The organism is Candidatus Palauibacter sp., assembly GCF_965237495.1.
Lineage (GTDB): Bacteria > Gemmatimonadota > Gemmatimonadetes > Palauibacterales > Palauibacteraceae > Palauibacter.
Window position 1 is genome coordinate 3,586,164 of the sequence record NZ_OZ250143.1, and the last position, 14,259, is coordinate 3,600,422.

Here is a 14,259-nt window from a genome sequence, read left to right on the forward strand (position 1 = left end):
TCGCCCGCCGCTCCCGCCGCTCCCGTCGCGCGGGACGCGCCTAGGGGACGAGCTTGTTCGCGAAGTCGCCGCCCCGAATGACGGTCAGCTTCGCCGGATCGATGTGCCGACGCATCGCCGCCACGATGTCGGCCGCGGTCAGCCCCTCGATCGCCGCCTCCTGCTCGGCCGTGAAGGTGAGCGGCCGGTCCAGGAAGAGGCTGTTCGCGAGCATGTTTGCGATGGCTCCGTCGTTCGCGCGGCTGCTCTGCTGCTGGCCGAGGTAGCCCCGCCGAGCGATCTCCAGTTCCTCCTCCGTAAACCCGTCGGCCAGGGTACGCTCGAGTTCGTCCCTGAACGACGCAACGACCTTGTCCGCGTTCTCCGGCGCGAAGATCGCGTACACGAGAAACGCCGCGTCATCATCGATGGGGGGTGCCGCGTACTGTGAAGCGACGCCGTAGGAGAGCCCTTCCTCGCCACGGATGCGGCTGAACAACCGCGAGTTCATCCCTCCTCCCAGGATGTAGTTGCCCAGAATCAACGCCGGGTAGTCGGGATGGTCGTCGCGCATCCGGACGGCGACCGTCGCCATCATCATGGCGTTCGACTTGTCCGGCGTCTCGATGTCGATGTTGACCGGGTCCACGTCCCGGTATCCTTCGGCCACGCGACTGTACGGCTCCGCCGCTTCCCATCCGCCGAGCAATCCCTCGATCAGCGAACGGATCTCACCGGGGTCAAAGTCGCCGACGATCGCCAGCGTTCCGCCCTGAGCGCCGTAGAAGCCTTCCCAGAACGCGCGGGCCTCGTCAACGGTCACGCCTTTGTAGCGTTCGATCTGCTCGTCGAACGTCGGCGAGTAGCGGGGGTGGTCGGGCGGGTACCGCTCGAGGTGCCGCGAGAGGGCTTGGGGCACGAGCGCCATCGGCTCCGACATCTGCGATTCGATCTGCGCCAGCCGCTCCTCGCGCAGAAGCTCGAACTCGTCTGCGTCGAAGGCGGGCTCCCGGAGGATCTCGGCGCCGAGCCGGAGGACGGCCGGCAGGTTCTCTCGAACGGTCGTGAACGAGGCGGTGGCGGTGAGCGCGCTCCCCCCGAGGCCACCCTGGGCCTTGAGCCGGTCCAGTTCGTCGGAGATCTCCTGGCGCGTGCGGCTCGTGGTGCCGCGCATCAACATGCCGCCGGCGAAGGAGGCGGCGGTGGCCTTGCCCATGAGGGCGCTCTCCGTCCCGTGACGCAGCGTGAGGCGCACAGTGACCGCTTCGCCGCGGTTCTGCTTGGGCAGGAACGCCACCTTGAGCCCGACGGGAAGCTCGAAGCGCTCGGTCCGGACCTCGATGTTCTCGATCGTCGGATCGAACGCCTCACCCTCCGCCACCGCTTCGCGTCCGGTGTACGAAGCAACCAGCGCGCCGACGTCCGGCGCCGCCGGAATCTCGGCCCGCGCCGGGGTCTCAGCCGCAGGGTAGAAGTAGCCGATGGTCCGATTGGAAGGCTTGAGATAGGCCTGCGCGACCTGGTGCACCGCTTCCGGCGTCACCCGCTCCAGCCGGTCGCGGTGCAGGAAGAAGAGGCGCCAGTCACCCATCGACGCCCATTCGCTCAGCTGGAGCGCGATCCCCTGCGGGTTGTTGAACGCGAGTTCGATGCTGGAGAGGTAGTCGGTCTTCGCCCGCTCGACCTCCTCTTCGGTGGGCGGCTCGGTGACGAGTCCCTGGATGGTCGCGAGCAGGGTCTCGGTCGCCTGCTCGAGCGAGTCGCCCTCGCGCACCTCCACCGCGGCGAGGAGCACGCCCGGTTCGCTGAGCTGGTAGTTGAACGCGAACGCGTTCGCCGCGAGCCCCGACTCCACCAGCGCCTGGTAGAGACGGCCGGCGGGCCGGGTCGCCAGCAGGTGCGTCATCACGTCGACCGCCGCGAACTGCTCGTGCGAGCCCGGCGGCATGTGGTAGGCGGCCATCGCGAGCTGAACATCTCCGACCCTCCGTAGCGTCACCGTCCGCTCGCCGTCCTGCGCGGGTTCGGCCGTGTAGGTCGTAAACAGCTGGTTCGCCCCGGTGCGGTCCGGACGAGGTATCGAACCGAACTTCTCCGCGATCAGCTCGAGCGCGCGGTTGGTCTCGAACCGCCCCGCCACGACGAGAACCGCGTTGTCCGGCTGGTAGTACTTCCGGTAGAACGCCTGCAGCCGGTCGATCGGCACGTTCTCGAGGTCGGCCCGGGCTCCGATCGTCGAGTTCCCGTAGTTGTGCCAGTCGTAGGCAGCCGACAGCACCCGCTTCTGCAGCACCCCCCGCGGGCTGTTCTCCCCGGATTCCCACTCGTTGCGGACCACGGTCATCTCGGAATCGAGATCCTCCCGCGCGATGAACGAGTTCACCATGCGGTCCGCCTCGAGATCCAGCGCCCACGCGAGGTTCTCGTCGACGTTCTCATCCGCTGCCGGCAGGGTCTCGTAGTAGTTCGTGCGATCGAACCACGTCGTCCCGTTGGGGAAAGCGCCGTGCTCGGTCAGCTCCTGCGGAATATCCGGGTGGTTCGGGGTCCCCTTGAACACGAGGTGCTCGAGGAGGTGGGCCATCCCCGTCTCGCCGTACGCCTCGTGTCGTGAGCCGACGAGATAGGTGACATTCACGGTAATCTGCTGCTTGCTCTGATCTGGAAAGAGCAGGAAGCGGAGGCCGTTGTCGAGCTGGTACTCCGTGATGCCCTCGACCGTCGCCATTTCGGTGACCCCGGCGGGCAGCTGGGCGTGCGCGGTACCGGAGGCCGCGAGCGCGGAGATCAGCCCCGCGAGCGCACCGATTCTCTTCGTTCTTGTCATCTCCATCTCCATCCATCCTGGAAACTTCGGGTCGGCACCTGGCCCCGACCTCGCTCACATGTTGTCGATCATCGCCTGGCCGAATTCACTACACCGGAGCAGCGTCGCCCCGTCCATCAGCCGCTCGAAGTCGTACGTCACCCGCTTCTGGCCGATCGTCGTGCCGAGGGAGGATACGATGAGGTCGGCGGCTTCGCTCCAACCTAGATGGCGCAGCATCATCTCGCCCGAGAGGAGGACCGATCCCGGATTCACCTTGTCCTGTCCCGCGTACTTGGGCGCCGTGCCGTGCGTCGCCTCGAAGATCGCGTGGCCGGTCTCGTAGTTGATGTTCGCCCCGGGGGCGATGCCGATCCCGCCCACCTGGGCCGCCAGCGCGTCGGAGATGTAGTCGCCGTTGAGGTTCATGGTCGCGATCACGTCGTACTCCGCCGGGCGCGTGAGGATCTGCTGGAGGAACGCGTCGGCGATCACGTCCTTGACGACGATTCCGTCCGAGGTCCGGCACCAGGGACCGCCGCCGAACTCTCGCGCCCCGAACTCATCCTTCGCGAGTTCGTAGCCCCAGTCGCGGAAGCCACCCTCGGTGAACTTCATGATGTTCCCCTTGTGGACCAGGGTGACGCTGCCACACCCGCGGTCCCGGGCGTGGCGGATCGCCGCGCGCACAAGACGCCGCGTCCCTTCCCGCGAGATCGGCTTCACCCCGAAGGAACTGCTCTCGGGGAAGCGGATCGTGGAGACGCCCATCTCATCACGCAGGAAGGCGAACAGGCGGCGGGCATCGTCGCTCCCGGCCTCCCACTCGATGCCTGCGTAGATGTCCTCGGTGTTCTCGCGGAAGATCGTCATGTCGACGAGCTCCGGCTGGCGAACCGGTGACGGGACGCCCTCGAACCAGCGCACGGGACGGACGCACGCGAACAGATCGAGCTTCTGGCGCAGCGCCACATTGAGCGAACGGATACCGCCGCCGACGGGGGTCGTAAGCGGCCCCTTGATCGCCACGAGGTGGTGGCGGATCGCGTGCAGGGTGTCCGCCGGCAACCAGTCCCCCGTGCGGTCGAACGCCTTCTGGCCCGCGAGCACCTCGAACCAAACGATCTTCCGCTCGCCACCATAGGCTTTCCCGACCGCCGCCTCGAAGACCGCGCTCGCGGCGCGCCAGATGTCGGGGCCGGTCCCGTCGCCCTCGATGAACGGGACGATGGGACGGGCCGGAACGTCGAGGCGGTCGCCGACCCTCCGGATGGGCTCGCCGCCGGCGGGCGTGGAGAGGCGGTCGTATGCGGGAGCTGTGTCGGACATGGGGACTCGAATCGTCACGGGAGACGCGGTCAACCCGCGCACCGAAGGTCGGTGTCGGCGGGCAGGAAGATTTACGAAGGGCTGTCCGCGCTGACAAATGTATACTCTGTATACAATCACATGGTACGTATACCACCCGAGCTGATCCTAGAAGGTATGGAAGGGCCGGCCGCCCGCCGTATACCGTGGGTTGGCGCCCCGGTGTTCGGAGGTGCCAGAGCCACATGCGATGCTGGAGATCGCAACGGACAGGAGACCGGCCCCATGGAGAAGAAGAGCAAGCTGTACGTCGGGATGGACGTTCACAAGGACACGGTGATGGTTGCGCTGCTTCCGGCGGAGGCGCCGGAGCCGACGGTGGTGAAGCGGTTGCCGAACGAGGCGAGCAAGATCAGGCGGTGGTTGGGCCGCATATCACGGGAGGGGGAGGTACGGGCCTGCTACGAGGCGAGCGGGGCGGGCTACGTGCTGGAACGGGCGATGCGGCACTGGGGCTACGAGTGCGAGATCGTGGCACCGTCGTTGATCCCGCGGCGGCTGGGAGACCGGCGCAAGCACGACCGGAAGGACGCGACGGAGCTGGCGCGGCTGTACCGGGCGGGGGAGTTGGTGACGATCCGGATCCCGACGGAACGTGAGGAGCGGGTACGGGACGTGGTGCGGTGCCGGGAGGTGTTCCAGCGGGAGATTCTGAAGTCGCGGCACTACATCCTGAAGTTTCTGGCGCGGCGGGGGCTGGTGTACCGCGAGGGGCGGAACTGGACGGGCAAGCACATGTCGTGGCTGCGGGCGCTCCAGCGCGACGGGGCGCTGGAGGGGGAGGACCGGCTCGTGTTCGGCGAGTACCTGGCGCTGTTCGACTACAAGCTGGGCCGCCGGGAGGAGTTGGACCGCCGGATCGAGGCGTTGGCGCTTGCGCCGGCCTACCGGGAGGCGGTGGGGCGGCTGTGCTGCCTGAAGGGGATCTCGACGCACGCGGCGATGGTGCTGGCGACGGAGATCGGGGACTTCCGGCGCTTCGAGAGCCCGGGCAAGCTGATGGCCTACATGGGCCTGGTGCCGAGCGAACACTCCAGCGGGGCGAGCCGTCGGCTGGGAGCGATCACGAAGGCGGGCAACAGCCGGGTCCGGCATGTGCTGGTGCAGGCGGCGTGGAGCTACAGGTTCGTGCCCAGGCGGGGCCCGGCGCTGAGCCGCCGGCAGCAGGGCCAGACACCGGAGGTGATCGCGCACGGCTGGAAGGCGCAACACCGGCTTCACAAGGTGTTCGGGCGGCTGTCGTTCAGGAAGAACAACCAGATCGCGGCGGTGGCGGTGGCCCGGGAGCTGGCCGGCTTCGTGTGGGCGGTCATGCAGGATGCCGGAGAACACGCCGGGGCGAACCGGGACGCCGCCTGAGCACCGTAGAGCAGGACTCGCAGGCAGCGCGAGGCACGGCAGGAGAACGCTCGAGGCTGCTATGTGGCCGCGCCCTGTTGCCACCGGACGCGAGACCCACGCGATCTAGATGGAGCCAGCTCCCGACGAATCCGAATTCTTGCCGCTCTGGCCCCGGCCAACCGGCGTATATCAGGAGGAGTCGCCGTCGAAACGAACCTCGCGTGACTTCTTCCTCCGATGATGGAGAACGACTACGAAGACGCGCTTGGCAGACGAACGAGGGCACTTGACGGGGGCCCTTCCATATCAGCAGCCCGTGGCAAAACCCTGCGTCAGCGCCGGGGCCAGACGGCGCGCCGGGTCTCGTGCCCCTCGCCGATCCACTCCACCGTGGGGCCCTCGCCCTCGGCCGCGGCGATCGCAGCGATGAGATCCTCCACCTCCCGGATCGGCTCGCCGCCCGCGCGCACGAGAAGATCACCCGCCCTGAGCCCGAGACGCGCCGTCATCGTGCCGGGGACAACCCGGAGTACGAGGAGACCACCGAGGCCGGGTCGGCCCGAGAAATCCCGCACCGATTCGAACTCCGCTCCCGCGAACGTCCGGTCGAAGCGGATGGCGAGTCCGGGCTCCGCCCGCGCGACCTGGGCGAGGCGCATGATGCCCCGGCGGAACTCCACGGACGGGAGGCGCGCCCGGACCCGGCCGACGCGGCGGAGCGCCGTCGAGACATCTCTGTATGCGGACTCGCTCTCCCGCTCCAGACTGCCGAGCAACGCCTGTCGGAGTTCCTGGAACTCGGGGATCGGACGATCGCCCACCAGAAGCACCTCGAGCCGGCCGCCCACCACCCGCACGGCCGAAGGCTCGACGGCGACGCCTTCGGCCTCGGTATCGCGGACCGTGAGCGCGAAGCCGGCCCCGTCGCTCCCGACGGAACCCGGGAGGCTCAGTACGAACACGCGCGATTCGCGCGCACCAACCGTCGCGGCCTCCGCGCGTCGCCCGATCATCCGAACGCGAACCGGATCCGGCGGCGTGACGGCGGGAATCACGTGAACCGAGCGACGCTCTCCCTCGCGCACCACCTCGACCCAGACGGCGGCCCCCGGTCGGATCGCGATGAGCGCCCCGGGCAGGCTGCCGACGGTGATCTCGCGCCCGTCGATCGCCACGACGCGGTCTCCCACGAGAAGGCCGGCCCGGGCCGCCGGCCCGTCTTCCTGCAACTCGCGAATGCGGGTCTCAAGGTCGCAGTTCTTCCAATCCTCCGCGGTTTCCCAGCCGCAGTGGTAGCGTTCCTCGACCCGTACGCCGAGCCAGCCACGAGCCTCGGCGGCCGCAGGTTCCTGTCCCGCGCCGGCCGCGGGGGCCAGCGCCGAACACAGGCCGAGGGCGAGGACGAACCGCCGGGCCGCGGTCACCATGTGAGCACCGCGCTCGCGCGGCCAAGTTCATCAGTCAGACGGTCGCGCAACTCCACGAGCTCCAACAGATACGCGCTCGCAAAGAAGTCGCCGGGGTCGGTCTCGAGCTGATCACGAAGCGCCCGAATCGAACCGTCCAGCCGTGCGAGCGACTGTGCGATCTCGATCGGATCGCTCTCCCGGTTCCCCGACCCGGAGCCCGGGGAGACCGAGCCCTCTCCCACTTGCCGGAGCGGCGTTCGCAGCGACTCGAGGCGGTTGAGCCCCTCGAGCAGCGTCCGATCATCGGCCGGCGACACGACCGCCGGGAGATCGGCCGTGGTCTCCCCTGCCCCACCTCGGGTGAACTGCAGGCCCGCGATCACTCCACCCGCGAACAGCATGAGTCCGGCGGCTGCCTGGAGCGGCCCCGGGACGAGCAGTCGACCCGCGAAGCGGCGCCCGACCCAGCGGCCGCCCATTCCGGACTCGCGCGCATCGAGGGCGGCCTCGATCGATGCCCACTCGCCCCTCGGCGGCCTCTCCTCGGGGAGCGCCGACAGGGCCATGCGCATGCGGCTCAGTCTCTCGAACTCCGCCTGGCAGTCCCCGCACGTTTCCAGATGAGCCTGGCCATCGCGATCCGCCCAGGGTTCGTCGAGCAGCGCCGAAATGCGTTCGGCCTCGAGGTGTCCGGCGATCATATTCATCCTGTCCGACTTCTCGTCAGCAATGTGTCCATCACAGGCGCGCCTCGTCCTGCGCCCCGTCGCTTCCCGACTTCGCGGGCGCGATCAGCTGGCGCATCCGGGCGCGCGCCTTGTGCAACTGCGATTTCGAGGTGCCCGGCGAACAGCCGAGAGACTCCGCGATATCGCGGTGCGTCCAGCCCTCCACATCGTGCAACACGAGGACCTTGCGGTATCCCGGGGGGAGCTGGTCGAGCGCCTGGCTCAACACCCGGCGGGTGACGATCACGTCGTCCTGCGCCCGTGACACGCGCGGAAGCTCGGCGGCCGCCTCCACCGGGCGCCGTCTCGCGGACCGACGCAGCCGATTGAGCGCCACATTCGTGGCCAGGCGGTAGAGCCATGTGCCCAGGGCCGCGTCGCCCCGGAAGAGGTGAAGCTTCTCGAACGCGCGGATCCACGCCTCCTGCGAGAGGTCCTCCGCCAGGTGGTCGTCACCCACCAGGCGCCGGATGACCGTGTACACGCGATGGGCGTGCAGCTGGTACAACTCCCCCATCGCCCACCGCTCTCCGGCCTTGGCGGAGGCGATCAGATCGCGTTCTTCCACTCTATCCCTCGCGAGGGTCGTTCTCGGAACCACCCGTATTGATGCCCTGGACCCGGCCTCGGGTTGCCCGCGCGGCCGTGGCGCCGAGCCGACGGGTGGCCGCGCAGACCGCCAGCGCGACGATGATTCCGCCCAGGGCGTCCGTCGCATAGTGAAAGCGACCGTACACGGTCCCGAGAGTCAACGCGATCTCGGGGACGATGAGGAGCCAGAACCAGCGCGCGTCCTCGCGGCCGGCGACGACGACCGCGGCCAGGGAGGCCGCGATGTGGGAACTCGGAAACGCCGTCCCCTTCGAGGATCCGGTCTCGAGAATCCCGTGAACGAGCCGGTACAGCGTGCCGTCGCCGATTTCGCCGCCGATCCGGGCGAACTCGTATCTGGGGCCCGTCACCGGGAAGAAGATGAAGATGAGATAGGAGACGAAGAAGGCGGCGGACACGGCGAAAGCGGCGCGGTGCAGGGCGTCGAATCCCCGCGTCCGGTATACGCCGATCAGGGCGATGGGGACGACCGCGTAGTAGAAGAAGTAGCCCAGGTGCAGGACCTCGGAGAACGGAAGCCACGGGAGGAGCGTGCTCAACTCGATGCTCGGCTGCGCGCCGAAGATCGCTGCGTCCCAGCGCTGCACCGTCGCGTCGAAGTAGCGCTCGGTGAAGAAGCGGTTCAGCACGGCGAGTTCCGCGTACAGCAGCGGCGTGAGCAGGACCGGGTAGGCGGCGCGGGCAACCCCGCCGAGGCCGCTTCGCGGGTGCCACGACGCCAGTCGGGTGATCCCGAAGACGATCAGGGCGTGCGCGCCGGCGATCCCCGCACCCGCAAGGCCGCCGAAAGCGGCGGCCACGAGGCCGGAGGCCCCGAAATAGACGATGGAAAGGCGGTCGAGGGCGACGAGGCCTCTCGTGACGGTCACAGCCGGCCCTTGCGGCCGTACCAGGCGGCGGTGCGGGCCATTCCCTCCTCGATATCGACGCGCGGACGCCACGGATCCAGCGACGCTCGACTCGGCTCAATGTCGCAGGTCCAGGCGTGCATGGAGAGGTCCCGGGCGCGTCTCCGGTCGATCGCGGGCGCCGTTCCCGTGAAACGCGCGGCCCATTCCGAGAGTAGTCCGGCAGTCAGGAAGACGGCCGCCGGCACCCGGATGACGCGGCCCGGGCGCTCCACGCCGGCGATCAGCGCGTTCGCCACCTCGCCCCACGAGCAGGATGAGGCTGCCGCGATGTGGAGCGGTTCCGGCACCGGAGCCGCCTCCAGCGCGGCGAGAACGGCCGAGACGACGTCGGCCACGAAGACCGGTTGGAGCGGGGCGGCACTGCGGGGAATCACGGTCAAGCCGCGAGCCGCCATGCGGAACAGGGGCAGGAGATCGGAATCGCGCGGCCCGTAGACACCCCCGGGTCTCAGGACCACGACCTCCATCGGGCCGCCGATGGTGGCCAGCGCCGCCTCCGCCGAGGCTTTTGAACGACCGTACGGACTGACGGGTCCGTCCGCGCCGTCCGGACCGCGAGCGGCCAGGCTGCTGATGAAGACGAAGCGGCGGACGCCGGCGTCTGCCGCGGCCCGTGCCAGCCTCCGGGTACCCGTCGCATTCACCGCCATGAACTCGGACTCGTCCCGGGCACGCGTCAACGCGCCGCAGTGCACGACTGCCTCGTACCCCGCCAGCGGAGCGTCCGCCTTGCCGAGATCGAGTTCGACCGTGTCGACCCCGAGCCGGTGGATTCGGCGCGTATCGCTCGTACGGCGGGCGCTGGCCGTCACGCGGTGACCCGCCTCGACGAGGGCATCGGCGATATGGCTCCCCAGAAAGCCCGTGCCCCCCGTCAGGAAGATCGATGTCATGGTAAAGGGGTCAAGTAAAGGAGCTAGAGGGGCGCTTCGTAGAGGCGATACGTGCGGTAGATCCGGCCTCCCAGCCGTTCGATGGCGGCGTTCATCTTGTGGTTGTCCTCCAGGATCCAGGATTGCTCGGCCTCCGTCATGCCGGCGGCGGTTCCGTTCCGGAAAAGGGCAAGGTAAAGGAGGACGTCGATGCCCTTGCCGCGCCATTCCTCCAGGAGTCCCAGGATCAGGACGCGCATGGAGGTGATCTTTCGCTTGTGAATGAGCGCTCTCAGGAGTCCGAGAGGCGTGAGCCTGCCGTTCATCTTCTTCAGGACCTGGTTGAAGTCCGGAATCGCGAGCGCGAATCCGATCGTCTCCCCTTCGGGCGTTTCCGCGAGCAGCGCCAGGTCGGGATTGAGGACCGGCTTGAGCTCGGCGGCCATGTGATCCATCTCGGCGTCCGTCATGGGGACGAAACCCCAGTTCTTCTCCCACGCGGCATTGTAGAGGCGCCGTACGAGGGCGAGTTCGTCCTCGAACTTCGACATGTTCAGCGAGCGCACGCGGGTTCCGTAGCGACGCGCGACGAGTTTCTCGGCGCGGAACATGTGCTTGGGCCAGGAGCCCTCGGTCATGTGCCAGGCGTACAGGTCCTTGGCCTTCCGCAAACCGGCGCTATCGAGCAGGGCGGGGTAGTACGTAGGGTTGTGAGCCATCAGGATCACGGGAGGGCCCGGATCTCCGTCGACAAGAAGGCCGCAGATCTCGTTCGTCGAGAAGCTGGTGGGGCCCCGCATCCCCTCGAGGCCGCGCTCGCGGAGCCACGCCCTCACGGTATCGAGCAGGGCTTCGGCCACTTCCGGATCGTCGATGGACTCGAACCAGCCGAAGAAGCCGACCGCTTCTTCGTGCAGCCGCTCGTGGTTCCGGTTCCGGATCGCGCAGATCCGCCCGACCACTTCGCCATCGCGGAGCGCCAGATAGGGCTGAACCTCGGAGTGAAGGTGGAAGGGGTGCTTCGCCGGGTCGAAAGCGGCCCGCACGTCCCTCCTCAGCGGCGGGACCCAGTCGGGATCATCACGGTAGATGGACCACGGGAACTCGATGAAGCGCCCGAGATCGGCGCGGCTCTCCACCGGCACGACGACGAGCAAGGAAGCTGGGTTCGTCATGGGTCGCGACTTCGTTGCGGTTGGTGTCGGCGCCTTTCGGGCGGGCCTGGATCCGATGGCGGCCAGTTCAGACGACGCCGAGCTTCTTCCCGACGCGCTCCACCTGCTCGAGCACGAAATCGAGTTCGTCGTCGGAGTGCGTGGCCATGTAGCTCGTCCGCAGGCGGCAACTGCCCTCGGGCACGGCCGGCGGAACGACCGGGTTGGTGAAGACTCCCGCTTCGAACAGGGCTCGCCAGAACTGGAAGGTCTTCTCCATCGGACCGATGAGGATGGGCACGATCGGGGTCTCGGTCGGACCGATATCGAACCCGATCGACCTGAACCCCTCCATCATCTTGTACGTGTTCTTCCAGAGTTGCTCACGGCGCTCGGGCTCGCTGCGGATGATCTCGAGCGCCTTCAGCACGGTGGCCGCCGAGGCGGGCGGCATGCTCGCACTGAACATGAGGGCGCGGGCGTTGTGCTGGAGGTAATCGATGACCTCCCCGGTACCTGCGCAGAATCCGCCGATGGAGGCGAACGACTTGGAGAAGGTTCCGAGAATAAGGTCCACTTCGTGCGTGAGCCCCCAGTGTTCGGCGGTGCCGGCACCGGTCTCGCCCAGTACGCCCACGGCGTGCGCGTCATCCACGAGGATCGCCGCGCCGTACTCTCGCCTCAACTCGACGAGGGCGGGCAGGTCGGCGATGTCGCCTTCCATGCTGTAGACGCCGTCGACCGCGATCAGCTTCCCGCGCGCGGGCTTTTCCGCCATGAGCATACGGCGCAGCGTAGTGAAGTCGTTGTGGTTGAATCGTCGCGTGCGGCCGAGCCCGAGGCGCGCGCCGTCCAGGAGGCTGGCGTGGTCGAGCTTGTCGATGAAGACCGTATCCGCGCGCCCGATCAGCGCACCCAGCGTGCCCAGATTGGTCTGATACCCGGTGGAGAATACGAGCGCCGCCTCCATCCCCACGAAATCGGCCAACTCGGCTTCGAGGCGCTCGTGAAGGTCGAGGTTCCCGTTGAGGAAGCGGCTGCCGGTGTTGCCGCTTCCGAACTTGTAGAGCGCCTCGCGCGCCGCCTCGAGGATGCGCGGATCGTGGGTAAGCCCCATGTAGTTGTTGGAGCCCACCATGATCTTGCGGGCGCCCTTGATGACGACCCAGGTGTCGTGCGAGGCCTCGATGGGCATGAAGTACGGATAGAGCCCGGCCTCGCGGAGGCCGTGTACCGTCGCTAACTCACGACACTTGGCGAGGATCGGAGGCGGCTCCGACTGGGCTCTGGTCGAGTCCCCGGACCGTGACACCGCAGCTTGAAATGTGGAATTCGACACAACGCGAAGCTAATCGCGAATCGGGACCCCGGGCAAGCAAAAAAAGGGCCCTTGCCCGGTGACGGATTTCGGTCGCGCGTGAACGTGGGGTGGGAGGTGGTGCAGTTCCGCTCACGGCGACCTGCCGCGGGCGAGTCTCGCCGCGCGTCGCTGACGTGCGGATCGGGTGACCCATCGAACGGGGAGGGATCGTGGCTCGGGACGACATTTTCGACATCGTGGCCATAGGCGGGGGCACGGCGGGTCTGGTGACGGCTGCCGGGAGCGCGGGGTTGGGGGCGCGTGTCGCTCTGATCGAACGCGACCGCCTCGGCGGCGACTGCCTGTGGACGGGCTGCGTGCCTTCCAAGGCCCTCATCAGCTCGGCGCGTGTCGCGCATCACTTCCGTGACGCCGCCGCGCACGGCCTGCGGGCCGTCCAGCCGGAGATCGAAGGCGCGGACGTGCTCGCCAGCGTCCGTGACGTTCGGGCCGAGATCGAGCCGCACGACGACCCGGAGCGCTTTCGCGCCATGGGCGTCGATGTCGTGGAAGGTTCGGCGCGCTTCATCTCCCCGCACGAGGTCGAGGTGAACGGTCGCCGTCTGCGCGGGCGTCGCTTCGTCATCGCCACGGGCTCGCGGGCCGCGGTGCCTCCGATTCCCGGCCTCGAAGAGGCGGGCTACTTCACCCACGCGGAGGCTTTCGACCGGGACACGATCCCCGGTTCGCTGGCCGTGGTCGGCGGCGGGCCGATCGGGGTCGAACTCGCGCAGGCGTTCCGGCGCCTGGGAGTCGATGTCACGGTCGTCGAATTGCTCGACCGGCTCATGGTGCGCGAGGAGCCGGAGCTCGCGGAGTTGCTGACGAACAGGCTTCTCGACGAGGGGATCCGGATCCGGACCGGGCGCATCGTGACGCGCGTCGAACGGGTGGGAGAGCGCCGGCGAGTCACGATCGCCGCAGCCGGGGGCGCGTCGGGCAACGGCGCGGCGGCCGCACCCGAGACGTTCGAAGTGGATGAGGTCCTGGTCGCTGCCGGGCGGGCGCCGAACACGGAGGGGCTGGGACTGGACGAGGCGGGCGTGGCGACCTCGAAGGGTTGGGTAACGGTCGACGCGAAGCTGCGGACTTCACGGAGACACATCTTCGCCGCCGGCGACGTGACCGGCGGCCTCCTGTTCACGCACGTCGCCGACCACGAGGCGCGCACCGTCGTCCAGAACGCGCTCTTCCCGGTACGGGCGAACATCGACTACGGGGTGATCCCGTGGTGCACCTACACCGATCCCGAACTCGCGCATGTCGGCCTCACCGAAGCCGAGGCGCGGGATCGCCACGGATCCGCGGTGTCGGCGCACGTCTACGACATCGGGAACCTGGACCGCGCCATCGTCGAGCGCGCCGCCGTCGGGCGGGTGAAGATCGTCGTCGGAAAGGGCGGTTCGATCCTCGGCGGGCACATCCTGGCCCCGGGTGCGGGCACCATGATCGCGGAGATCGCGCTCGCGATGAAGGCGGGAGTCAAGCTGGGGACGCTCGCTTCGCTGGTCCATCCGTACCCCACGATGAGCGAGGGCGTGAAGCGGACCGCGGACGCCTATCGCAGATCCACGCTGTCCGGCTGGAGGAAGGCCGCGGTCGACCTCGCGCTGAGGGTGGGACGATCGATGCCGGCCTGAGCGGACCGCAGCACCCGCCGGGGCCGCACCGCTAGAACTTCCCGGACTCTCGAGATTAACACCGAGGATATCTACTCGC

11 protein-coding genes are annotated in these 14,259 nt (G+C 68.2%); 2 read left to right on the plus strand and 9 right to left on the minus strand.

The features are described 5' to 3' along the window. Nucleotides 1–40: 40 nt before the first annotated feature. Complete coding sequence (locus ACPXY0_RS15765) at nt 41–2,806, minus strand: M16 family metallopeptidase (protein ID WP_423926154.1); 2,766 nt, start codon at nt 2,804–2,806, stop codon at nt 41–43. Nucleotides 2,807–2,860: 54 nt separating this feature from the next. Next, complete coding sequence (icd, locus tag ACPXY0_RS15770; RefSeq protein ID WP_423926156.1) at nt 2,861–4,114, minus strand: NADP-dependent isocitrate dehydrogenase; 1,254 nt, start codon at nt 4,112–4,114, stop codon at nt 2,861–2,863. Nucleotides 4,115–4,378: 264 nt separating this feature from the next. Here icd and ACPXY0_RS15775 point away from each other — a divergent pair, with 264 nt between their 5' ends. Further along, entirely contained in the window at nt 4,379–5,512 is a 1,134-nt protein-coding gene (locus tag ACPXY0_RS15775) for an IS110 family transposase (RefSeq protein ID WP_423926158.1), read from the plus strand. Nucleotides 5,513–5,826: 314 nt separating this feature from the next. Here the strand turns inward: ACPXY0_RS15775 and ACPXY0_RS15780 are convergent, their stop codons facing one another. The 7 genes from ACPXY0_RS15780 to ACPXY0_RS15810 form a co-directional block, all read right to left on the minus strand. Then, nucleotides 5,827–6,921, minus strand: coding sequence for a PDZ domain-containing protein (locus tag ACPXY0_RS15780; protein WP_423926160.1), 1,095 nt, complete (start codon nt 6,919–6,921; stop codon nt 5,827–5,829). Next, nucleotides 6,915–7,610 (minus strand): hypothetical protein, encoded by a 696-nt coding sequence (locus tag ACPXY0_RS15785; RefSeq protein ID WP_423926162.1) that lies wholly within the window; start codon nt 7,608–7,610, stop codon nt 6,915–6,917. The genes ACPXY0_RS15780 and ACPXY0_RS15785 overlap by 7 nt, the downstream gene beginning before the upstream one ends. A gap of 31 nt (nt 7,611–7,641) precedes the next feature. Next, nucleotides 7,642–8,199: an RNA polymerase sigma factor gene (locus tag ACPXY0_RS15790; protein ID WP_423926164.1), complete on the minus strand. Its 558-nt coding sequence runs from the start codon at nt 8,197–8,199 to the stop codon at nt 7,642–7,644. A gap of 1 nt (nt 8,200) precedes the next feature. After that, nucleotides 8,201–9,112, minus strand: a complete 912-nt coding sequence (locus tag ACPXY0_RS15795) for a phosphatase PAP2 family protein (RefSeq protein WP_423926166.1) — start codon at nt 9,110–9,112, stop codon at nt 8,201–8,203. Continuing rightward, nucleotides 9,109–10,047, minus strand: a complete 939-nt coding sequence (locus ACPXY0_RS15800; RefSeq protein ID WP_423926168.1) for an NAD-dependent epimerase/dehydratase family protein — start codon at nt 10,045–10,047, stop codon at nt 9,109–9,111. Before ACPXY0_RS15800 ends, ACPXY0_RS15795 begins: the two co-directional genes overlap by 4 nt. A gap of 23 nt (nt 10,048–10,070) precedes the next feature. Continuing rightward, nucleotides 10,071–11,201, minus strand: a complete 1,131-nt coding sequence (locus ACPXY0_RS15805) for an N-acetyltransferase (RefSeq protein WP_423926170.1) — start codon at nt 11,199–11,201, stop codon at nt 10,071–10,073. 67 nt (nt 11,202–11,268) lie between these two features. Continuing rightward, nucleotides 11,269–12,492 carry an aminotransferase class I/II-fold pyridoxal phosphate-dependent enzyme gene (locus tag ACPXY0_RS15810; protein ID WP_423926172.1) on the minus strand — a complete coding sequence of 408 codons (1,224 nt, stop codon included), beginning with the start codon at nt 12,490–12,492 and terminating at the stop codon, nt 11,269–11,271. Between the two features lie 218 nt (nt 12,493–12,710). Between ACPXY0_RS15810 and ACPXY0_RS15815 the strand changes: the two genes are divergently transcribed. Next, nucleotides 12,711–14,180 carry a dihydrolipoyl dehydrogenase family protein gene (locus tag ACPXY0_RS15815; RefSeq protein ID WP_423926174.1) on the plus strand — a complete coding sequence of 490 codons (1,470 nt, stop codon included), beginning with the start codon at nt 12,711–12,713 and terminating at the stop codon, nt 14,178–14,180. Nucleotides 14,181–14,259: the final 79 nt, after the last annotated feature.

Coding starts and splice junctions, on each gene's coding strand:
- ACPXY0_RS15765 (WP_423926154.1), bottom strand. CDS start 2,806: ATGACAAGAACGAAGAGAATCGGTGCGCTCGCGGGGCTGATCTCCGCG.
- icd (WP_423926156.1), bottom strand. CDS start 4,114: ATGTCCGACACAGCTCCCGCATACGACCGCCTCTCCACGCCCGCCGGC.
- ACPXY0_RS15775 (WP_423926158.1), top strand. CDS start 4,379: ATGGAGAAGAAGAGCAAGCTGTACGTCGGGATGGACGTTCACAAGGAC.
- ACPXY0_RS15780 (WP_423926160.1), bottom strand. CDS start 6,921: ATGGTGACCGCGGCCCGGCGGTTCGTCCTCGCCCTCGGCCTGTGTTCG.
- ACPXY0_RS15785 (WP_423926162.1), bottom strand. CDS start 7,610: ATGAATATGATCGCCGGACACCTCGAGGCCGAACGCATTTCGGCGCTG.
- ACPXY0_RS15800 (WP_423926168.1), bottom strand. CDS start 10,047: ATGACATCGATCTTCCTGACGGGGGGCACGGGCTTTCTGGGGAGCCAT.
- ACPXY0_RS15805 (WP_423926170.1), bottom strand. CDS start 11,201: ATGACGAACCCAGCTTCCTTGCTCGTCGTCGTGCCGGTGGAGAGCCGC.